The 17,563-nt window shown below is 41.0% G+C and carries 18 protein-coding genes; 15 read left to right on the top strand and 3 right to left on the bottom strand.

Features of this window, described 5'->3' with window-relative positions:
- Positions 1–123: 123 nt before the first annotated feature.
- Positions 124–456 carry an MGMT family protein gene (locus tag DX933_RS12675; protein ID WP_123316811.1) on the top strand — a complete coding sequence of 111 codons (333 nt, stop codon included), beginning with the start codon at positions 124–126 and terminating at the stop codon, positions 454–456.
- Between the two features lie 94 nt (positions 457–550).
- Positions 551–2,482, top strand: coding sequence for an ATP-dependent DNA helicase (locus tag DX933_RS12670; RefSeq protein ID WP_123316810.1), 1,932 nt, complete (start codon positions 551–553; stop codon positions 2,480–2,482).
- A gap of 78 nt (positions 2,483–2,560) precedes the next feature.
- Here the strand turns inward: DX933_RS12670 and DX933_RS12665 are convergent, their stop codons facing one another.
- Complete coding sequence (locus tag DX933_RS12665; protein WP_123316809.1) at positions 2,561–3,130, bottom strand: class I SAM-dependent methyltransferase; 570 nt, start codon at positions 3,128–3,130, stop codon at positions 2,561–2,563.
- A 34-nt stretch (positions 3,131–3,164) separates the two neighbouring features.
- On the bottom strand, positions 3,165–4,226 hold the full coding sequence (locus tag DX933_RS12660) for an NAD(P)/FAD-dependent oxidoreductase (protein ID WP_123316808.1): 1,062 nt from the start codon (positions 4,224–4,226) through the stop codon (positions 3,165–3,167).
- Between the two features lie 399 nt (positions 4,227–4,625).
- On the opposite strand from DX933_RS12660, the gene DX933_RS12655 reads away from it, so the two are divergent.
- The gene (locus DX933_RS12655; RefSeq protein ID WP_123316807.1) at positions 4,626–5,432 is read left to right on the top strand and encodes an SDR family NAD(P)-dependent oxidoreductase; all 807 of its coding nucleotides are present in this window, start codon (positions 4,626–4,628) and stop codon (positions 5,430–5,432) included.
- A 274-nt stretch (positions 5,433–5,706) separates the two neighbouring features.
- Positions 5,707–6,843, top strand: a complete 1,137-nt coding sequence (locus DX933_RS12650; protein ID WP_317843095.1) for an MFS transporter — start codon at positions 5,707–5,709, stop codon at positions 6,841–6,843.
- Positions 6,844–6,889: 46 nt separating this feature from the next.
- On the opposite strand, the gene htpX is transcribed toward DX933_RS12650, so the two are convergent.
- Complete coding sequence (htpX, locus tag DX933_RS12645; protein WP_123316805.1) at positions 6,890–7,765, bottom strand: protease HtpX; 876 nt, start codon at positions 7,763–7,765, stop codon at positions 6,890–6,892.
- A gap of 156 nt (positions 7,766–7,921) precedes the next feature.
- Between htpX and DX933_RS12640 the strand changes: the two genes are divergently transcribed.
- The 11 genes from DX933_RS12640 (at position 7,922) to DX933_RS12590 (ending at position 17,554) form a co-directional block, all read left to right on the top strand.
- On the top strand, positions 7,922–8,401 hold the full coding sequence (locus DX933_RS12640; protein ID WP_123316804.1) for a PaaI family thioesterase: 480 nt from the start codon (positions 7,922–7,924) through the stop codon (positions 8,399–8,401).
- 30 nt (positions 8,402–8,431) lie between these two features.
- On the top strand, positions 8,432–8,731 hold the full coding sequence (locus tag DX933_RS12635) for a hypothetical protein (protein ID WP_123316803.1): 300 nt from the start codon (positions 8,432–8,434) through the stop codon (positions 8,729–8,731).
- A 241-nt stretch (positions 8,732–8,972) separates the two neighbouring features.
- On the top strand, positions 8,973–9,104 hold the full coding sequence (locus DX933_RS12630) for a paeninodin family lasso peptide (protein ID WP_190279516.1): 132 nt from the start codon (positions 8,973–8,975) through the stop codon (positions 9,102–9,104).
- Positions 9,105–9,199: 95 nt separating this feature from the next.
- Positions 9,200–9,778: a GNAT family N-acetyltransferase gene (locus DX933_RS12625; protein WP_123316801.1), complete on the top strand. Its 579-nt coding sequence runs from the start codon at positions 9,200–9,202 to the stop codon at positions 9,776–9,778.
- A 206-nt stretch (positions 9,779–9,984) separates the two neighbouring features.
- The gene (locus DX933_RS12620) at positions 9,985–10,692 is read left to right on the top strand and encodes a YveK family protein (protein ID WP_123316800.1); all 708 of its coding nucleotides are present in this window, start codon (positions 9,985–9,987) and stop codon (positions 10,690–10,692) included.
- Positions 10,679–11,338: a CpsD/CapB family tyrosine-protein kinase gene (locus DX933_RS12615; protein WP_223805961.1), complete on the top strand. Its 660-nt coding sequence runs from the start codon at positions 10,679–10,681 to the stop codon at positions 11,336–11,338. The genes DX933_RS12620 and DX933_RS12615 overlap by 14 nt, the downstream gene beginning before the upstream one ends.
- Positions 11,339–11,617: 279 nt before the next feature.
- Positions 11,618–13,444 carry a nucleoside-diphosphate sugar epimerase/dehydratase gene (locus tag DX933_RS12610; protein ID WP_123316799.1) on the top strand — a complete coding sequence of 609 codons (1,827 nt, stop codon included), beginning with the start codon at positions 11,618–11,620 and terminating at the stop codon, positions 13,442–13,444.
- 43 nt (positions 13,445–13,487) lie between these two features.
- On the top strand, positions 13,488–14,366 hold the full coding sequence (gene galU, locus DX933_RS12605; RefSeq protein ID WP_123316798.1) for a UTP--glucose-1-phosphate uridylyltransferase GalU: 879 nt from the start codon (positions 13,488–13,490) through the stop codon (positions 14,364–14,366).
- A 28-nt stretch (positions 14,367–14,394) separates the two neighbouring features.
- Positions 14,395–15,570 carry a glycosyltransferase family 4 protein gene (locus tag DX933_RS12600; RefSeq protein ID WP_123316797.1) on the top strand — a complete coding sequence of 392 codons (1,176 nt, stop codon included), beginning with the start codon at positions 14,395–14,397 and terminating at the stop codon, positions 15,568–15,570.
- A complete protein-coding gene (locus DX933_RS12595; protein ID WP_123316796.1) occupies positions 15,555–16,670 on the top strand; it encodes a glycosyltransferase family 1 protein in 1,116 nt (371 codons plus the stop codon). The genes DX933_RS12600 and DX933_RS12595 overlap by 16 nt, the downstream gene beginning before the upstream one ends.
- Positions 16,670–17,554: a glycosyltransferase family 2 protein gene (locus DX933_RS12590; RefSeq protein WP_123316795.1), complete on the top strand. Its 885-nt coding sequence runs from the start codon at positions 16,670–16,672 to the stop codon at positions 17,552–17,554. The genes DX933_RS12595 and DX933_RS12590 overlap by 1 nt, the downstream gene beginning before the upstream one ends.
- Positions 17,555–17,563: the final 9 nt, after the last annotated feature.

Here is a 17,563-nt window from a genome sequence, read left to right as displayed (position 1 = left end):
GCGCTTAAGGTATAAACCATACCTATGCTTTTCCGGAATTATGGATTCAGCTTGTTCATGTAACCTTTTTTATCCTAAAATAGAAGGAGATGATGAAAAGGTACATGGAGGAGATGTGATCACATGCAGCCATTTACGAAACAGGTAATTCAAGTGATACAACAAATTCCAAAGGGGCATGTCATGTCTTATGGACAGGTAGCTCGAACAGCAGGAAACCCCCGTGCTGCTAGACAAGTATCAAGAATTTTACATTCCATGAGTGCAAAATATGACTTGCCATGGCAGCGGGTTGTGAATAAGGAAGGACGAATTACATTAAAATCGGATGCAGGTATCAGGCAGCGGGATCTTTTGGTCGATGAAGGGATTCTGTTTGGTCTGCACGGAAAAATTGATATGAATAGATATGAATATATACCGGAAGAAATCATCCATGTGGATGATTTGATCTAATTGTCCAGTAAAGGGGCGATGTCGTTTGAACATTTGCATGCCTTGCTAGTATAATAGCAAAGCAACGAAAAGCAGATGGGGAGTTTTAGAACGAATGAGAAAACGTGCATTGCCGTTTACGGTGGATAAAACAGAGAATTTTTTTGACCGATTGGGTGACTATGTCGGTGATGTCTTTTATGATATTTTACCTGAACAAGGTTATGAGCTACGCGATGAACAGATTTATATGGCCTTTCAATTAGAACAAGCATTTAAGCATAAAAAAACAATCTTTGCTGAAGCGGGTGTTGGCACGGGCAAGACACTCGTTTATTTGTTGTATGCCATTTGCTATGCTCGCTATCAACGAAAGCCTGCAATTATTTCCTGTGCAGACGAATCACTCATTGAACAACTTGTAAAAAAGGGTGGCGATATCGAAAAGCTGGAGCAGGCGCTTGGTTTGGATATTGATATTCGTTTGGCAAAGGCAAGAGAACAATACGTTTGTATGAAAAAGTTAGATCCATTGGCGGCATCGACGACAGATGAATCCATTCTTCGGGTGCATGATGCCATTCCGGATTTTGTGTTTGACTCTGGTGGTTCCTTACAACGCTTTGAAAGATATGGGGATCGTAAAGAATATCCATGGGTTTCTAATGAAGCGTGGGAACAGATTGCATGGGATCCTTTGCAGCAATGTGCAACATGCGAATGGCGCCATCGTAGCGGGCAGACATTAAACAGGGAGTATTACCGTCACGCTGAGGATTTAATTATCTGCTCGCATGATTTTTATATGGAGCATATATGGACGAAGGAATCACGTAAACGAGAGGGGCAGCTGCCGTTATTACCAGAAGCGAGCTGCGTCATTTTTGATGAAGGTCACTTATTGGAATTTGCTGCACAAAAAGGTCTAACCTATCGGATTGACCGGGATACATTGACAAATGTGATGACGGGATACATGGGACAGGATGTACGTGAGGAAACATTAGTTGTAATGGAGCAGATTCTGGATATGCAGGAATCCTGGTTCCGTGCCTTACAGCAGCATGCCAAAACGATAGCAGGGTCGAATCGACTGGAAGTTCAACCGAATCCCGCCTTATTTGATGTGGCAAGACAAATGGGTAAACTGGTTGAGCAGCTTTTGGAACAGCTTGTTTTCGATGCTGAGCTGTTTACAATGGAATCCTATCATTTGAAAATTATTGAAGAGTATTTGGAATTCTTTTCCTATGCATTATCTATATTAACCCGTGATGATGAAGCGATTATTTGGCTGGAAGAAAATAAGGATGATGTGAGTCTCGTCATCATGCCTCGGCTAGTGGAGGACGTCTTGAAAAAAGAGGTGTTTTCACAGAAACTACCATTTGTATTTTCTTCAGCTACCCTGTCACAGGCTGGTGATTTCACCCATATAGCTGCAAGTCTGGGCTTGGAAAACTATGAAGCGATGACCGTTTCCTCTCCTTTTGATTATGATACACAAATGCAGATAGCCATGCATGTTCAGGAGAACGAGACTGATAAATGGGAGGCAATTGGGGAGCAACTGGCTGCAATGGACGGCAGATCATTATTGCTTTTTACCTCAGAGCAGGAAATGAATAGATTCCGAGTTTGGGCTTCGGATAAGAAGTGGGATTTCCCAATGCGATTTGAAGGCAATCAGGAAATTAGTGTGCTCGTAAAGGATTTTCAGGAGAACTTGACGACAGTGCTTTGCTCTTATCATTTATGGGAAGGCTTGGATGTACCGGGGGAAGCGTTGAGTCAGGTCATCATTAGTTCCTTACCATATCCGCCAAAAGATCCAGTTTTTGAAGCGAAAAGAAAGCATGCAGTGAATCCAGTAAAAGCAGTGGAGCTTCCGTATATGCTGCTCCGTTTACAGCAGGGGATAGGACGTCTTATCCGAACAAATACGGATCATGGCAATATTCATATTTGGATGCGTCCATCTGGTATGGACATTCGTTCATCCATTGCGCAGGTTTTGCCAGTAGCAGCAAGCTGGCCAGCAAAATAGAAAAAGTAGAATAAGAAAGCCTATTTCCAATACAGCTGTTCATGACTGTGCAGGAAATAGGCTTTTTGCTTTGACGTCTTATTTTTGAAATGTCATCACATATACGGCTTCGGATGGATGAGTGATATCAATTCGTTTAAAACCGCTACCTTCCACTGCCTTTTTCATATCCTTGGAATGGATACGGTGGTTTAAAGGTGGTCCTTGTTCTGTTTCGACCTTTTCCCATTCGACACAGAGTACGGTTCCGCCCGGCTTTAACACCCGGTTTATTTCCACAAGCCCTTGTTCCAATGGTTCCACCTCATGAAGCACCATGGACGCAATGATGTGATCCACTTGTTCATCGTCCAATGGAATTTGTTCTATTTCTCCTTGGATATATGCAACATTGTCCAGAGAAGCCTTTGCTGCACGTGCCTGTAATTCATGCAGCATTTCCTTTGCAACATCCAATGCATATACGGTACCAGATGTTTGTGTTGCGGCAGGGATAGCAAAGAATCCAAGTCCAGCACCAAGATCCAGTACATCTGACTGATCGCCAATATTTAGTTTTGCGAGGGAAGCCTCTGGTGCAATTAGTTTTTTTCGTTCAGGATTGTCCAGCTTAGCCATATGGGCTGGATTAAACCGTCTTTCGGTCATTCGATTTCATCCTCTCTATGAAACAATGGATCTGTTAATGACGCTTACTAAGCCATAGCACACCTGACTTTGCCAATCGTGGTAAAAATCCTGTGAAAGGCTGCTGCATCATATTTCCGAAACCGTCTGATTTTCCAAGGGAGCCAAGGGTACCTTTTAATTTGATTTCTTTCGGTTTTTTCGGTTCTCTGCCAAGTAAAACAGCTTGTAAAGTAGTTGCCACCTGTTCACCTTGCAATCCAGCAAGCTGTCCGCTTGGGGAGTGGATAGATGAAGCGCAATCGCCAATCACATACACATTAGGCTGCGTGGGCACCTGAAAAAATTCATTGACTGCGACCTTCCCTTGACGATCTTTTTCATAGGGGAGTGCCCGTACCAAGTGATGTGGCTGAACCCCTGCAGTCCAAATGGTAACGTCATTTACATAACAAATACCATTATTACAAACACCATCTTTTTCTACATATTCCACATTTGCGTGATGCAGTACTTCAACATCATTTTTTAAAAACCAATCGGATACATGTGCTTGAATTCGCGGATCAAATGCACTAAGTACAGAAGAGCCGCGGTCTAATAATCGAATATTTAAATCAGATCTGCTTTCTCTTATTTCTGATGCTACTTCAATTCCGCTTAGTCCAGCACCAACAATGGTTACTTTGCCATAGGCATGTAAATTACCGACAGCAAGTCCCGTATGTCGTGCTTTAGAGAAGGATTGTACACTTTGGGTAAAATCCGGTGCACCTTCGATATGATGATAATTATCCTCGCATCCTAGCCCGATAACGAGATAATCATAGGATAGTACCTTTGTAGAGCGGCTAAAGGTGAGCATTTGCTTTTCCGTATCAATGTGATTCACCTCTAGAAATTCATAGGAAACCCGTGGGTCGTCTGGAAAATCCATCCGAACATCTTTCTCAGCCGCTGTCCCCGCTGCGATTGTATAAAATTCTGTTTTGAGAGAATGGTATGGATTTTTATCCACCAGTGTGATTTCGATATCTTCTGGAATGCCTGCTGCAAGTAAGCCAAGCAATACTTTAACACCACCGTAACCACCACCCAATATGACCAATCGTTTCACAAAAAAACCCCCGTTCTGATGTCTGACAAACTGTGATATACACATGAATAAATATAAATAATATCCACTATAAACGATACCAAAAATATCATTGGAAAACTAGCAAAGTTATAATTAGAAAATCGATAAGATGAAGTTAAAATGTTTTATCGTTAAACGTTTTAGTGGTAAAATAATAGAGATGTTTTTTGTACAAAAGCAAAATCATGCCATGCTTGTTTTGCTAGCAGGATTGAAATAACAAAAAATAAGGAAGAAGTATTATATAAATAGATACTTATTTTTTGCTAAATAGTGCAACTAAGGCTGCCACCAGAAGCTTGGTGACGACCAAGTTGAATATATATTATTTTCCACCCTTTTGTACAAACTAACAACTAAAGATGGGAGATGTTTTTAATGGGTAGAGTAACAGGTAAAATCGCATTGATTACAGGGGGCGCATCTGGAATTGGATTATCAGCTGCGCAATTAATGGCAAAAGAAGGTGCAAAGGTTGTCATTGCGGATTTTAATGAAGCAGGAGCGAAAGAGGCAGCAGCAGCAATTAAAGCTGAAGGTGGAGAAGCAACTGGAATCTTTCTAGACGCAGGACAGGAATCATCTATCAAGGAAAGTGTAGAATTCACCGTAAAAACATATGGTGGTATAAATGTTCTATACAATAATGTTGGTCTTACAAATTTGAAAAAAGATTTGGATGTCGTCAACATTGATTTAGATGAATGGGATCGTTTAATGGATGTTAACGCAAAGAGTGTGTTGTTGGGTAGTCGATTTGCGATTCCGCATATGATTGAAGCGGGCGGTGGCTCGATTATTAATACAGCGTCCATGGCAGGCTTTGCAGGGGATGCAACCCGGACAGCATATGGTGCATCTAAAGCTGCAGTAGTAAATATGACAAGATATATTGCTGAACAGTATGGTAAAGATAATATTCGCTGTAATGCAATTGCTCCTGGACTGATCTTAACTCCAGCTGCAAAAAACAGCATGCCACAGGAAATGCTCGATATATTTGCTAAATATAATGCATTACCTTACCATGGAGAGGCAGAAGATATCGGCTATACTGCTGTATTCTTAGCAAGTGATGAATCTAAGTTTATTACTGGCCAAACAATTAAAGTAGAAGGCGGACATTACATGGCTAATCCAAGCATCGGTGATGTTCAAGCATGGATGGCAAGCCTGCAAGGATAATAGTGGAAGAACAGCTCTTTATCTGATTGATTACAAATCGGATAAAGAGCTTTTTATTATGTATGCTAATCGCAGGACCAAGTTACATATGCATGTGCATGAGATGTGTAATGAATCAATAGAATAATATGGGAGGAAGGGTATACACGCCTGATGATCCGAAAAGATGTGTCAACTTTTGAAACGAATTAATAATCGGGAGCAATATCATGATAAAAAAGTCACAATCGATTATAATAGACTACGGGAAAGTGAGGAATAGATCGTGACGAAAATGCTTTATATTATCATTATGGTTTCATTCTTAGATACATTTATACAGCTGCCAATTATTACACCTTATGCAATGGACCTTGGTGCCTCTCATCTATTGACAGGCTCTATCGTTGCTGTATATTCATTGACCAATATGGTAGGTAATATATTTGGCGGACATTGGATTGATCGCTATGGCAGGAAAAAGATGCTATTTACCGGGATGCTTTCTGTTGCCATTATCCTATTGTTCTACCCTATTGCACAAACAGGGATACAATTATTTATTATCCGCTTCTTGCACGGTCTTGCTGGCGGTGTGCTGATTCCGGCTGCATTTGCTTATGTAGGCGACCAATCGAAAAAAGGCTCACGTGGAAAGGTCATGGCACTGACTGGTGCATGTATTGGGACAGCAGCAATTGCCGGACCGGCATTTGGTGGCGCGATGGCTGCTAAATCCAAAGTAGAGTATGTGTTTATTTTTGTAGCCATTTTATTTTTCATTAGTACAATTTTATTGCTGAAGTTCGTGAAGGAATCCTATGTATCGACAGAGCGTGGTAAATTTTCGCTGCGCCAATTTTTACCTTTGTTAAAGCATCCATTAATCATTCAGGCATCTCTTGCTGCATTTGCCCTTATGATTAGTAATGGGACACTGGCCTTTGCACTTCCACTGAAGGTAGAATCGATGGGTATGACTTCTGCAACGACAGGGATGCTCTTAAGTACGTATGGAATTGTTGCATTGATTGTGTTTCTATCGCCATTGAATAAAATGTATGATCGTTTTTCACCCATTACGCTTGTCGTTATCGGGATTATCTTTATCGGATCGGTGCATGTGATGCTTAACTTTGTATCCATTTATTGGGTTAGCATGACATTGATGGTCATTTACGGTATTGGCTTCGCGCTCGTCTTTCCGTCCATGAATCGAATTGTAACAGATGCTTCCTCTGTAGTAGACAGGGGAAAGGCTTATGGCATATTTTACGCGTTCTTTTCACTTGGAGCTGTGCTTGGCTCCTTTGTTTCAGGAGCGACTGCTGAGGCATTTGGGTTACCATTCTTATCCAGCGCAATTACCATGCTGTCGATCGCTTTCATACTTTGGATTGTGGCGAAAAAAACACAGGGTACAACCAAATAAAAACAAGCCGAGAAGGTGGTGTTCATCCACTTTCCGGCTTGTTTTTTTAGCTTAGGCGCTTGATCCGTTCATCCAAATCTGGATGTGTTGAGAATAGCGCAGATTTCGATTTATGATTAATTTTCAAGGTTGCAATTGATTCTGGCTCACCCTGTCGCATCCGATTGGTGTATTGCTTTAATGATTCCAAAGCATGTCGCATTTTATCCTTTCCAGCCAAATCTGCCCCGCCACGGTCTGCGTGAAATTCACGATGTCTGGAATAAGCAAAGACTACAAGACTTCCCAGAATTGAAAATACAAGCTGGAAAACAATAATTGCAATGAAATGAACGATTGGTGCCAATTCATCACGTACAAATCGGGATACAGCAAATGCTACGATACGTGCGAGGAAAACAACAAATGTGTTCACAACACCTTGCAACAATGTCATCGTTACCATGTCGCCATTCGCAATATGCGCTACTTCATGGGCAATAACCCCTTCTATCGCAGTATCATCCATTTCCTGAAGCAGGCCGGATGAAACTGCAACCATAGAGCGTTTTTTGGATGGTCCGGTAGCAAATGCGTTTACCTCTGGCGAATGATAAATTCCCACTTCCGGCATATGCATCAGTCCGGCTGCTCTAGATAGGCGATGAACCTTCTCTACGACAAGAAGCTCGTCCTCAGAAAGTGGTCCGTTTGGGTCTAAAACCTGTACACCCATCATACGTTTTGCAAGCCAACGAGACATACCAAGTGAAATGAGTGCACCAGAAAAACCGATAATAGCACTAAATATGAGTAATTGTCCGAAGTTTATTCCACCAGCAGCGGTGATGTAACTACCGGCACCAGTGATGGTAAAAATGATACTGATGGTTAGAAGCACCAAAATATTTGTTAACAAGAAATAACCAATTCGTTTTCCCATTATTCCACCCTTTACACAATTTCTATTTACACTATTATAAGATGGTATACCTCTGAATACAACTTAAATATTGTTTTGAGGTTCTAACTTTGTTTTCAAGTGAAAAAAGGACATGCTATACTAAATAAAAATAGAAAATATTGGGGAGGCGTTGACATGGAAAAGGTAGAACAAGCCATTCAAGATATTTATCCAGATGATTATGCATGGTGCTATGGTTGTGGTCGATTAAATAAAGATGGTCTGCATTTACGTACGGGTTGGAATGGGGATCAGACCATTACGATATACACACCTCGCGAAGAGCATACCGCAATCCCGGGCTTTGTCTATGGAGGATTAATAGCATCTGTTATTGATTGTCACGGCACAGGATCTGCAGCACTGGCGCTTCATCGAAAGAATGGTCATGAAATAGGGGATGGAGCGGAGCCACCACGTTTTGTTACTGCATCCTTACAGGTGAACTATTTAAAACCAACACCACATGGAGTGCCACTTAAAGCGGTAGGAAAGATAGAAGAAATTCATCCAAAAAAGTGGAAAATACATACGGAGGTCTTTGCAAATGATGTTTGCTGTGCATCTGGAGAAGTCGTTGCTGCAGTTATGCCATCCACCTTTATCACCAAATAAATCGCACATATTGATTAGTGGGTGTTGCATATGAATCAGCTGCAACGAGGACAGATTATCGCATTTATCTTGGCAGCATTCGGATTTATTGCTGCCCTTAACTTTGAGCGCCTGGCTCAATGGGGGATGCTTTGGTATTGGATTGGTGCCGGAATAGCTTATCTGCTTTCCATTGTTGCATGTATGGTTGCCTGGAATGTACCGGCAGCAACAGAATCCGCCATCCAACAGAAGGTACTCCGAATATTGATTATCATCATTGCTTTATTATCCATTTTGTTTACATCATTTGTCATTTATATTTGGTATGCAAAGGACTTCTCCATTTGAAGTCCTATTTTATTTTTTATATTGTGCGTTAAAAAAAACGAGTGCATTTACCTAATAAACGATGTGGAATGGAAGTCTGTTAGGCATATCATCATGATATTACGATGTGTCCAGGTTAGAGCAGGTCGAATTTTGTCGACATGAAGCACTTGCAAATACAAAAGAATAAAGCTATGATGCAAGTATGTTCTTATTAAAGAACAAACGAATAAATACAAATATTGGAAATGGGGGTGAACTGGTGAAGAAGCACTGGATGAAACCGCAATTGGAAGTATTGGATGTACGTATGACCATGAAGTTTCCTAAAGATGATGATTGTCCACCGGAGGAAGTGGATAATCCGGGAGAAGCATCCCCATTTGATAGCTAACGGAAAGCAAGCATGCATTTATTATTTTTACGCAGTCCTTGTACATGATTGTATGAGGGCTGTTTTCCAATAGGGCAGCAAAAGAGGTGAATAAGATGTATTGCATGGTGCAATCGGCCCGCCAACAAAAGCAGTTCGAGACAACTTGGGAATATTTTTGTCAGAAATATAATTGGTACAATGATCGGTATGCAGAAGATGGCATTCGATATGTTTTATTAAAGCAACAGGGACGTTTGTTTAAAAAACAGAAGGTCATCGGAACCATTGAATTTATTCCGTACTGTCCAAATAATCCATTCAGTACAGTAGAAGGAAGGTTTCCTTTTTCAAATCTTCACCTTGTGAACCAGTATATTCAACGAATTTGGGAAATAGATAAGCTATGTATTCATCATGATTACCAGCGGAAGGGGTATTTTCAACAAATGGTGCGGATAGTGGCGGAGCATGCGAGGCAGCATCATGTGGCCATGTATGTAACATTAATGGAAAAAAAGCTGTATCGAACACTTAAAATGAGCCATGGTTCCATGATCCATCGTCATGGGGAAGATATTGTCGGCACTCATTCAATCTTAATCCCAACGCGGATAGATTTTCGTAAACCACCTTATGATAGTCGGAATAAGCTTGATCCAACAATTGGAACTGCTATGCCAAAAGTTCAATAGGCAAAAAGAATAATAATATGTCCTTGACATGTTCTTTTTAAAGAACTATAATGTAATCAATTCGACAGGGTGACGGTATTTTTATAAGGTATACTGAGGTATACATTTATTTTTTTATTAAATTTGTTCTTTATAAAGAATGAATAAAGTGGAATGGTGTACATAGGATAAAGAGTGCATAAAATCAAAATGCTGGTGGCGATAAGATGATGGAAAACTATTCAAAGGATATCAATTTAAAGGATTATTTTGTTGTACTTGCGCGAGGCTTCTGGATGATTGCACTTGTAACCATCCTGGCAACCGTTGTCGGATATTTAATCAGTAATCAAAATAAAGTATTGCTGTATCAAACCTCAACTAGAATGATTATCGGCTCGGATGATGGTTATATGAAAACATTAATGGTGATGATCAAGGATCCACTAATCATGGAAAAGGTTCGTGAAGATCTGAAGCTAACACGACCAACAGAGGCACTCGCTACACAATTGGAAATATCACGAATTGATGAGTCACAGGTTGTTTTAATTACTGCCATAGATGAACAACCGGAAATGGCTGCAGCAATTGCCAATGCAACAGCCAAGGCATTTAAGGCAGAGGTAGATAAGATCCTTGAATTTGATGATGTTCAGTTATTATCTGCGGCAAAAGAAAATCCTTTTCCCATCAATGATGGTAATAATAGCACGATTACCATTGCGTTTGCATTTGGTTTGATAGCTGGGATTGGCTTGGTTTTTCTGTTGGATGCCATGGATAGTAGTGTTAGAAAGGAACAGGATGTTGAGAAGCTGCTTGGTGTACCTGTACTCGGTGTAATTCCAAATATGAACAAGCGAAAGTATCGACAAAAATTGAAAAAAGAAAAAGAATTAGCGTTGCGAGGTGAAACAGTTGATCTTAAATAAGTGGCTGAATCCCAATCGAATGAAAAGCTATCTGGTAACCTATTCTTGCGCAGATTCCAAAATATCCGATCAATTTCGTAAAGTACGAACCAATATGAAATTTTTACCGATTGAGAGCACGAATCGAATCTATTTATTTACTTCTCCAGGGAAATCAGAAGGGAAGTCAACAATTATTGCGAATTTAGCCGTATCACTGGCACAACAGAAGGAGAAGATTTTACTTATCGATGCTAATTTACGTAATCCATCTATTCATGAAATCTTTAGATTGCCAAATCATACCGGTCTAACAGATTTAATACTTCAAAAACAGGTCGCGGAAAAAGTCATTTATAAAACAGAAATTGGCAAACTTGATGTATTAACGAGTGGCTCCACCAATGATAACCCAGCAGAATTAATCGGACATCATCGAGTTGCCACCATTCTTCAAGCAGCTAAAAAACTTTATGACATGATTTTAATTGATGCACCAAATATATTAGAAACAACAGAAACCAGAATACTAGCCAATCAGAGCGATGGGGTTATTCTCGTATTAAATCGCGGAAAAACAGATTTGGAAAAAACAGTGGAAGCGAAACGAACCTTGGAGCTTGCACATGCGAAACTTGTTGGAACTATTATCAATGAACGTAAGTAATTTTTTTTAGAAAATTTGTTCTTTATTAAGAATAATATTCGGTGATGTCTGCTATCCGTTATCCAAGCAGGCACTCGGCCATACTGTGGGTTGACGTATCAACCTTAGACGCATTCGTTGTCAATGGTGTGGTGTGAGGGTGGGTTAGATGCCCAATGCTTACATATGGGGCTTTGACGGTCTGCTGTCAGAGCCCGAAACTTAATGCGTGTATGAATATAGTGAGGTGGCATATATCCATATGTGCGTTATTAAGAATGACGGAGGTGAGGAAAAACGATGACATATCGTCAAAGACTATCCCTATTTATGTTATTTGATACATGCCTAATTGCAATCGTTATTGTAGCTTCCATGCTCATGGCACGGGTTGAAATGGTAGCAATTAGTTTTTGGCTGCTGATTGCGTTGCTTACCTTCTTTGTGAGTCATTATTTATTTTCGATAGGGATGAAGCTGTATAAAAAAGTATGGGAATATGCCAGCATCGGGGAATTATGGATTATTTTGAAGGTCGCCACCTATTCTATCGGGGTAACGACAGGTGCCGTTCTGTTATTAACCAAAACCTTTCCATGGCGTATGCTCGCATCCATCTGGTTATTGCATATGTTTTTGATTGGAGGATCACGATTCCTATGGCGTGTGTATCGGGACAACGTGATGAACCGAAAGGAAGATAGGGTGCGCACCTTGATAGTGGGAGCGGGATCAGCTGGTACAATGGTTGCTCGTCAGCTGCAGAAGAATAAGGATAGCGGGTTAGTTCCGGTTGCATTTATTGATGATGACCCCAAAAAACATCAGCTCGATATTTTAAGCTTACCTGTTGTTGGGGCGATTCAGGATATTACCCGTGTGGTGGAGGAACTCCGAATTGATAATATCATCATCTCTATTCCCTCTTTAAGCAGGAAAAAATTAAATATCATTTTTAGTGAATGTGCCAAGACAGATGCCCAGACAAAAATTTTGCCACTGTTGGAGGACTTAATCACTGGAAAAATCACGGTACAGCAGTTCCGGGACGTTCGGGTGGAAGATTTATTGGGCAGAGATCCAGTTCAATTAGATATGGCGCGGATTGCTAGCAATATAACAAATAAGGTCATTCTTGTAACCGGGGCTGGTGGTTCCATAGGATCCGAGTTAGCTAGACAAATTGCTCTGTTTTCTCCTAAACAATTAATTTTGCTCGGCCATGGTGAAAATAGCATTTATACGATAGATATGGAGTTACGTGAAAGAGTCGAGGATAACCGTATGGACATCATCACCGAGATTGCAGATATCCAGGATGCAGAAAAGATGGATGCCATCGTTAAACAGTACAAGCCGGATGTGATCTATCATGCGGCTGCACATAAACATGTGCCATTAATGGAGAAAAATCCGGATGAAGCTGTGAAAAATAATATCATTGGCACTTGGAATATGGCGCAGGCGGCAAAACAACATCAAGTAAAAACCTTTGTCATGGTTTCGACCGACAAGGCAGTAAATCCTACCAGTGTTATGGGGGCTTCAAAAAGGCTGGCAGAGATGATTATTCAACATATGAATCAAACGAGTAAAACGACCTTTGTCGCAGTGCGATTTGGCAATGTCCTAGGTAGTCGAGGCAGTGTGATTCCATTATTTAAAAAACAAATAGAAAAGGGAGGCCCGATTACGATTACCCACCCAGATATGGTTCGTTATTTCATGACGATACCAGAGGCATCCCGACTAGTGATGCAAGCAGGTTCCCTTGCAAAGGGCGGTGAGATTTTTGTGTTGGATATGGGAGATCCCGTCAAAATTGTCGATCTAGCAAAAAATTTGATTAAGCTTTCCGGGCATAGCCTGGAGGAAATAGAGCTGGAATATACGGGTGTTCGCCCAGGTGAAAAGCTGTATGAAGAGCTGCTACTCGCTGATGAAGTACATGAGCAGCAGGTATACCCGAAAATATACATTGGTAAAACAACGACAATTCATGTAGATACCGTTATTGATTTGATTGCTTCCTATCAAACGATGGAGAAGTCTGAGCTGAGGAATGCTTTGATTGCTATTGCGAATCATGCAATCGTCCCGGAACGACAAACGGTAATGACTGTGTAGATGTTTGCATGGAATGTAATAAAAAAATGGAAGGATGTCATAGATGAGAATAAAAAAAGCAATTATTCCTGCAGCAGGATTAGGAACAAGGTTTTTACCAGCTACAAAAGCAATGCCAAAGGAAATGCTGCCAATTGTCGATAAACCAACCATTCAATACATTGTGGAAGAGGCAATTGCTTCTGGTATTGAAGAAATATTAATTGTTACAGGTAAGGGAAAACGTGCCATTGAAGACCATTTCGATCATTCCTATGAGCTGGAACAAAATCTACTGGAAAAAGAGAAGTTCGATTTGCTGCAAGAGGTACAAAAATCTTCCAATATGGTTGATATCCATTATATTCGCCAAAAGGAACCAAAGGGACTTGGGCATGCGATTTGGTGTGCGAGAAAATTTATTGGCAATGAGCCATTTGCTGTACTGCTTGGCGACGATATTGTGCAAGCAAATACACCATGTCTAAAGCAATTAATTGATCAATTTAATCGCTTTAATGCGTCTGTGATTGGTGTTCAAGCCGTAAAACAGGAAGAGGTAGGACGCTATGGCATTATTGATGGCAGTATGATTTCCGACCGATTCTATCATGTGCATGGCATGGTGGAAAAACCACAGCCAACAGAGGCACCTTCGAATTTGGCCATTTTGGGAAGGTATATTTTAACACCAGGTATTTTCGAAATGCTTGAAAGTCAACAGCCTGGGGCCGGTAATGAAATACAACTGACAGATGCCATTGCACGTCTTAATCAGGTAGAAGCTGTCTATGCATATGATTTCGAGGGAACACGTTATGACGTTGGAGAGAAAATGGGTTTCATTCAAACAACAATTGAGTTTGCGCTAAAGCGGGATGATCTGCGCAAGGATTTATTAGATTATCTATCTGAAACGATGGAGCGAGAAATGGCTAAATAAAATCCACAGATTAGGGTGGTAGACAGGGATGAAAAAAAAGATCTTGTTTTGTGCAACGGTAGATTACCATTTCAAGGCATTTCATTATCCGTATATGGAATGGCTGCAAGCACAAGGATGGGAGGTCCATGTTGCTGCCGGTGGGGAGATGGCTTTGAAATTCACTGACGTACAATGTCCTATTCCCATTCAACGCTCACCATTTTCTATGCAAAATGTGCATGCATACCGTCAATTAAAGCAATTAATAGCAACACATAAGTATGATATCATCTGCTGCCATACACCGCTTGGTGGTGCGCTGGCGCGTTTGGCGGCTAGGAAGTGGCGACAACATGGAACGAAGGTTATCTATACTGCACATGGTTTTCATTTTTGTAAGGATGCTTCATTTATGAATTGGTTGCTGTATTATCCAATCGAAAAATACTTGGCACTTCATACCGATCATTTGATTACGATTAATACGGAAGATTTTCAGCTGGCAAAGGGTCATCGTTTTCGGGCGCGGGAAATCGTCCATGTACATGGCGTTGGTGTTGATACCATACGTTTTCAACCAGTGGATGAACGGGTGAAACAAGATTGGAAGCAATCATTTGGCTATAAGCCAGATGATTTTTTATTATTTAATGCCTCTGAATTCAATCAAAATAAAAATCAGCGTTTTCTATTGTATGCACTTGCCCAATTACAACAGGAGCTTCCCGGGCTGCCAAATATAAAGCTGCTGCTGGCCGGGGAAGGACCTTTATTAGAAGCATGTCAGCGACTAGCGGTTGAACTTGGTATTCATCATATGGTTGATTTTCTTGGATTTCGTAATGATATTAGTGACATGCTGCCAGGATGCGATGTAGCTGTAGCTTCTAGTTATAGAGAGGGTCTCCCTGTTCATTTGATGGAGGCGCAAGCATGTGGATTACCTGTTGTTGCTACAGATAATCGTGGACATCGGGAATTGGTTGTACAAGGAAAAAATGGATGGTTAATCAAGCGAAACGATGTAGCCGATTTTGTTGTGAAATTGAAAAAACTTGCGACGGAGCCAAACAGGAGAAAACAAATGGGGATATATGCTCGACAGCGAATTCAAACGGGCTATAGCCTGAACCGGGTCATGCAACAGCGATTACCAATTTATCAGACATATATGCAGCAAACGAGCGAGCAGAAGGAGGTATCCTTATGGGCGGCCCATTAAGGGTTTTGCATGTAGTGGTGAATATGAATCGCGGTGGTGCGGAAACCTTAATCATGAATTTATATCGCAATATGGACCGGAATCGGATTCAATTTGACTTTCTTACCTGTCGGGATGGTGCATATGATCAGGAAATCCAAGCATTAGGCGGAAGACTGTATCAGATTCCTTACGTTACGGACATTGGCCATAGCGCCTTTTTGAAAAAGGTATGTCACTTTTTACAAATGCATCCACAGTATAAGGTTGTTCATTCCCATTTAGATAAGATGAGTGGGATTGTGTTACAGGCTGCAAAACGCGCAAAAGTGCCCATTCGTATTGCGCATAGTCATAATACGGAAAGCGAGGGAGGTTTGGCCGCCAAGCTGTATAAATGGTATGCAGGCAGCCTCGTTCAAGGAGCGGCAACACATTATTATGCTTGCTCTGATCAAGCAGCTAAATGGATGTTTGGTGCGAAAGCAAAACAAGCCAGCATATTGAAAAATGGGGTAGACGTGGAACAATTTCAATTTTCGGAAGCGAATCGAATACAGATGAGAAGGCTGCTTGATATTGCTTCTGATCAGTTAGTCGTTGGGCATGTTGGACGTTTTAATCGACAAAAAAACCATTTATTTTTACTTACTATATTTGCTGAAATAATTAAAAAGCATCCCAATGCCATACTATTGCTAATCGGGGACGGGGACCAGCGCGTCAAGATCGAACAACGAATAAATGCCCTTGGATTAGAATCACAAGTTAAATTGCTCGGCATCCGGGATGATATAGCGGAACTATTACAGGCAATAGATATATTTATCTTTCCATCTTTTCATGAAGGGCTTCCGGTGACATTAGTTGAAGCACAAAGTGCCGGTCTTCCCTGTCTCATTTCGAATCGTATCACATCTGAAGTGGATCTAGGGATTGGTTTGCTGCAGCAGTTGCCGTTGAGCGATCCGGAACGATGGGTAAGTGCTGCTGTTCAGCTGCTCCGAAATCAACCCTCACGTTACATTCATCCGCAACAGGTTGAAAAACAGGGCTATGACATTAAACGGACTGCCAAGCTGGAAGAGCAAGCCTATTTAAGATTGGGGGAGGCGACATGATGAAGCGATTAACAATTTTTACACCGACATATAATCGGGCATACTGCCTCCCGCGCTTGTATGAAAGCTTATCGAAACAAACGGTTCAAGCATTTATTTGGCTTATTATCGATGATGGTTCAACAGATGATACAGCTTCTCTTGTGCAAGGGTGGATGGATGCTGGAAAGGTAGATATACGCTATATCAAGCAATCAAATCAAGGGATGCATGGGGCGCATAATACCGCTTATGCACAAATTCACACGGAACTAAATATGTGTATCGATTCGGATGATTATGTACCCGTGGATGCGGTAGAAAAAATCATTCATTTTTGGGAGCGGCATGGGTCTAATGAGGTGAGTGGTTTGGTTGGGCTTGATGCCGATACAGATGGGCATATTATTGGAACCGAACTACCATCCAACTTGGAACGTTCGACCCTTTTTGATCTATATGCCAGGTATGGCGTAACAGGAGATAAAAAACTTGTTTATCGTACCGAGTTAACGAGGCGGTTTCCTTATCCTCAATTTAATAATGAAACCTATGTTGGACTTGCATATAAGTATTACCGTTTGGACATGGAATATGAATTACTACTCCTGAATGAGGTGCTCTGTCATGTGGAATATATGGCTGATGGCTCGTCCAATAATATGCTGCATCAATACCGTCGCAATCCGCGGGGGTTTTCTTTTTATCGTATAGAATTAATGAAATTACCGTTCGGGAGTAAATGGTTTAAGCTGCGACAGGCAATTCATTATGTGTCCAGCAGCATCATAGGTAGAAACAGACATTTTCTACAACAAACACCTCAAAAGGGATTAACCTTGCTGGCGCTTCCTTTTGGGTTCCTGCTTTATCTGTATGTCATGATGAAAACTAGACCTGCATAGTCCTGTGAA

The organism is Ornithinibacillus gellani, from assembly GCF_003730295.1.
In the GTDB taxonomy this organism is placed as follows: Bacteria; Bacillota; Bacilli; order Bacillales; family Amphibacillaceae; genus Ornithinibacillus_A; species Ornithinibacillus_A gellani.
Note: the sequence above shows the minus strand (reverse complement) of the source record. Positions and strands in the feature narration are given on the sequence as shown.

Excerpts from the sequence above, each read along its gene's own strand:
- DX933_RS12675 (WP_123316811.1), top strand. The coding sequence starts at position 124 with ATGCAGCCATTTACGAAACAGGTAATTCAAGTGATACAACAAATTCCA.
- DX933_RS12670 (WP_123316810.1), top strand. The coding sequence starts at position 551 with ATGAGAAAACGTGCATTGCCGTTTACGGTGGATAAAACAGAGAATTTT.
- DX933_RS12665 (WP_123316809.1), bottom strand. The coding sequence starts at position 3,130 with ATGACCGAAAGACGGTTTAATCCAGCCCATATGGCTAAGCTGGACAAT.
- DX933_RS12655 (WP_123316807.1), top strand. The coding sequence starts at position 4,626 with ATGGGTAGAGTAACAGGTAAAATCGCATTGATTACAGGGGGCGCATCT.
- DX933_RS12650 (WP_317843095.1), top strand. The coding sequence starts at position 5,707 with ATGCTTTATATTATCATTATGGTTTCATTCTTAGATACATTTATACAG.
- htpX (WP_123316805.1), bottom strand. The coding sequence starts at position 7,765 with ATGGGAAAACGAATTGGTTATTTCTTGTTAACAAATATTTTGGTGCTT.
- DX933_RS12640 (WP_123316804.1), top strand. The coding sequence starts at position 7,922 with ATGGAAAAGGTAGAACAAGCCATTCAAGATATTTATCCAGATGATTAT.
- DX933_RS12635 (WP_123316803.1), top strand. The coding sequence starts at position 8,432 with ATGAATCAGCTGCAACGAGGACAGATTATCGCATTTATCTTGGCAGCA.
- DX933_RS12625 (WP_123316801.1), top strand. The coding sequence starts at position 9,200 with ATGTATTGCATGGTGCAATCGGCCCGCCAACAAAAGCAGTTCGAGACA.
- DX933_RS12620 (WP_123316800.1), top strand. The coding sequence starts at position 9,985 with ATGATGGAAAACTATTCAAAGGATATCAATTTAAAGGATTATTTTGTT.
- DX933_RS12610 (WP_123316799.1), top strand. The coding sequence starts at position 11,618 with ATGACATATCGTCAAAGACTATCCCTATTTATGTTATTTGATACATGC.
- galU (WP_123316798.1), top strand. The coding sequence starts at position 13,488 with ATGAGAATAAAAAAAGCAATTATTCCTGCAGCAGGATTAGGAACAAGG.
- DX933_RS12600 (WP_123316797.1), top strand. The coding sequence starts at position 14,395 with ATGAAAAAAAAGATCTTGTTTTGTGCAACGGTAGATTACCATTTCAAG.
- DX933_RS12595 (WP_123316796.1), top strand. The coding sequence starts at position 15,555 with ATGGGCGGCCCATTAAGGGTTTTGCATGTAGTGGTGAATATGAATCGC.
- DX933_RS12590 (WP_123316795.1), top strand. The coding sequence starts at position 16,670 with ATGAAGCGATTAACAATTTTTACACCGACATATAATCGGGCATACTGC.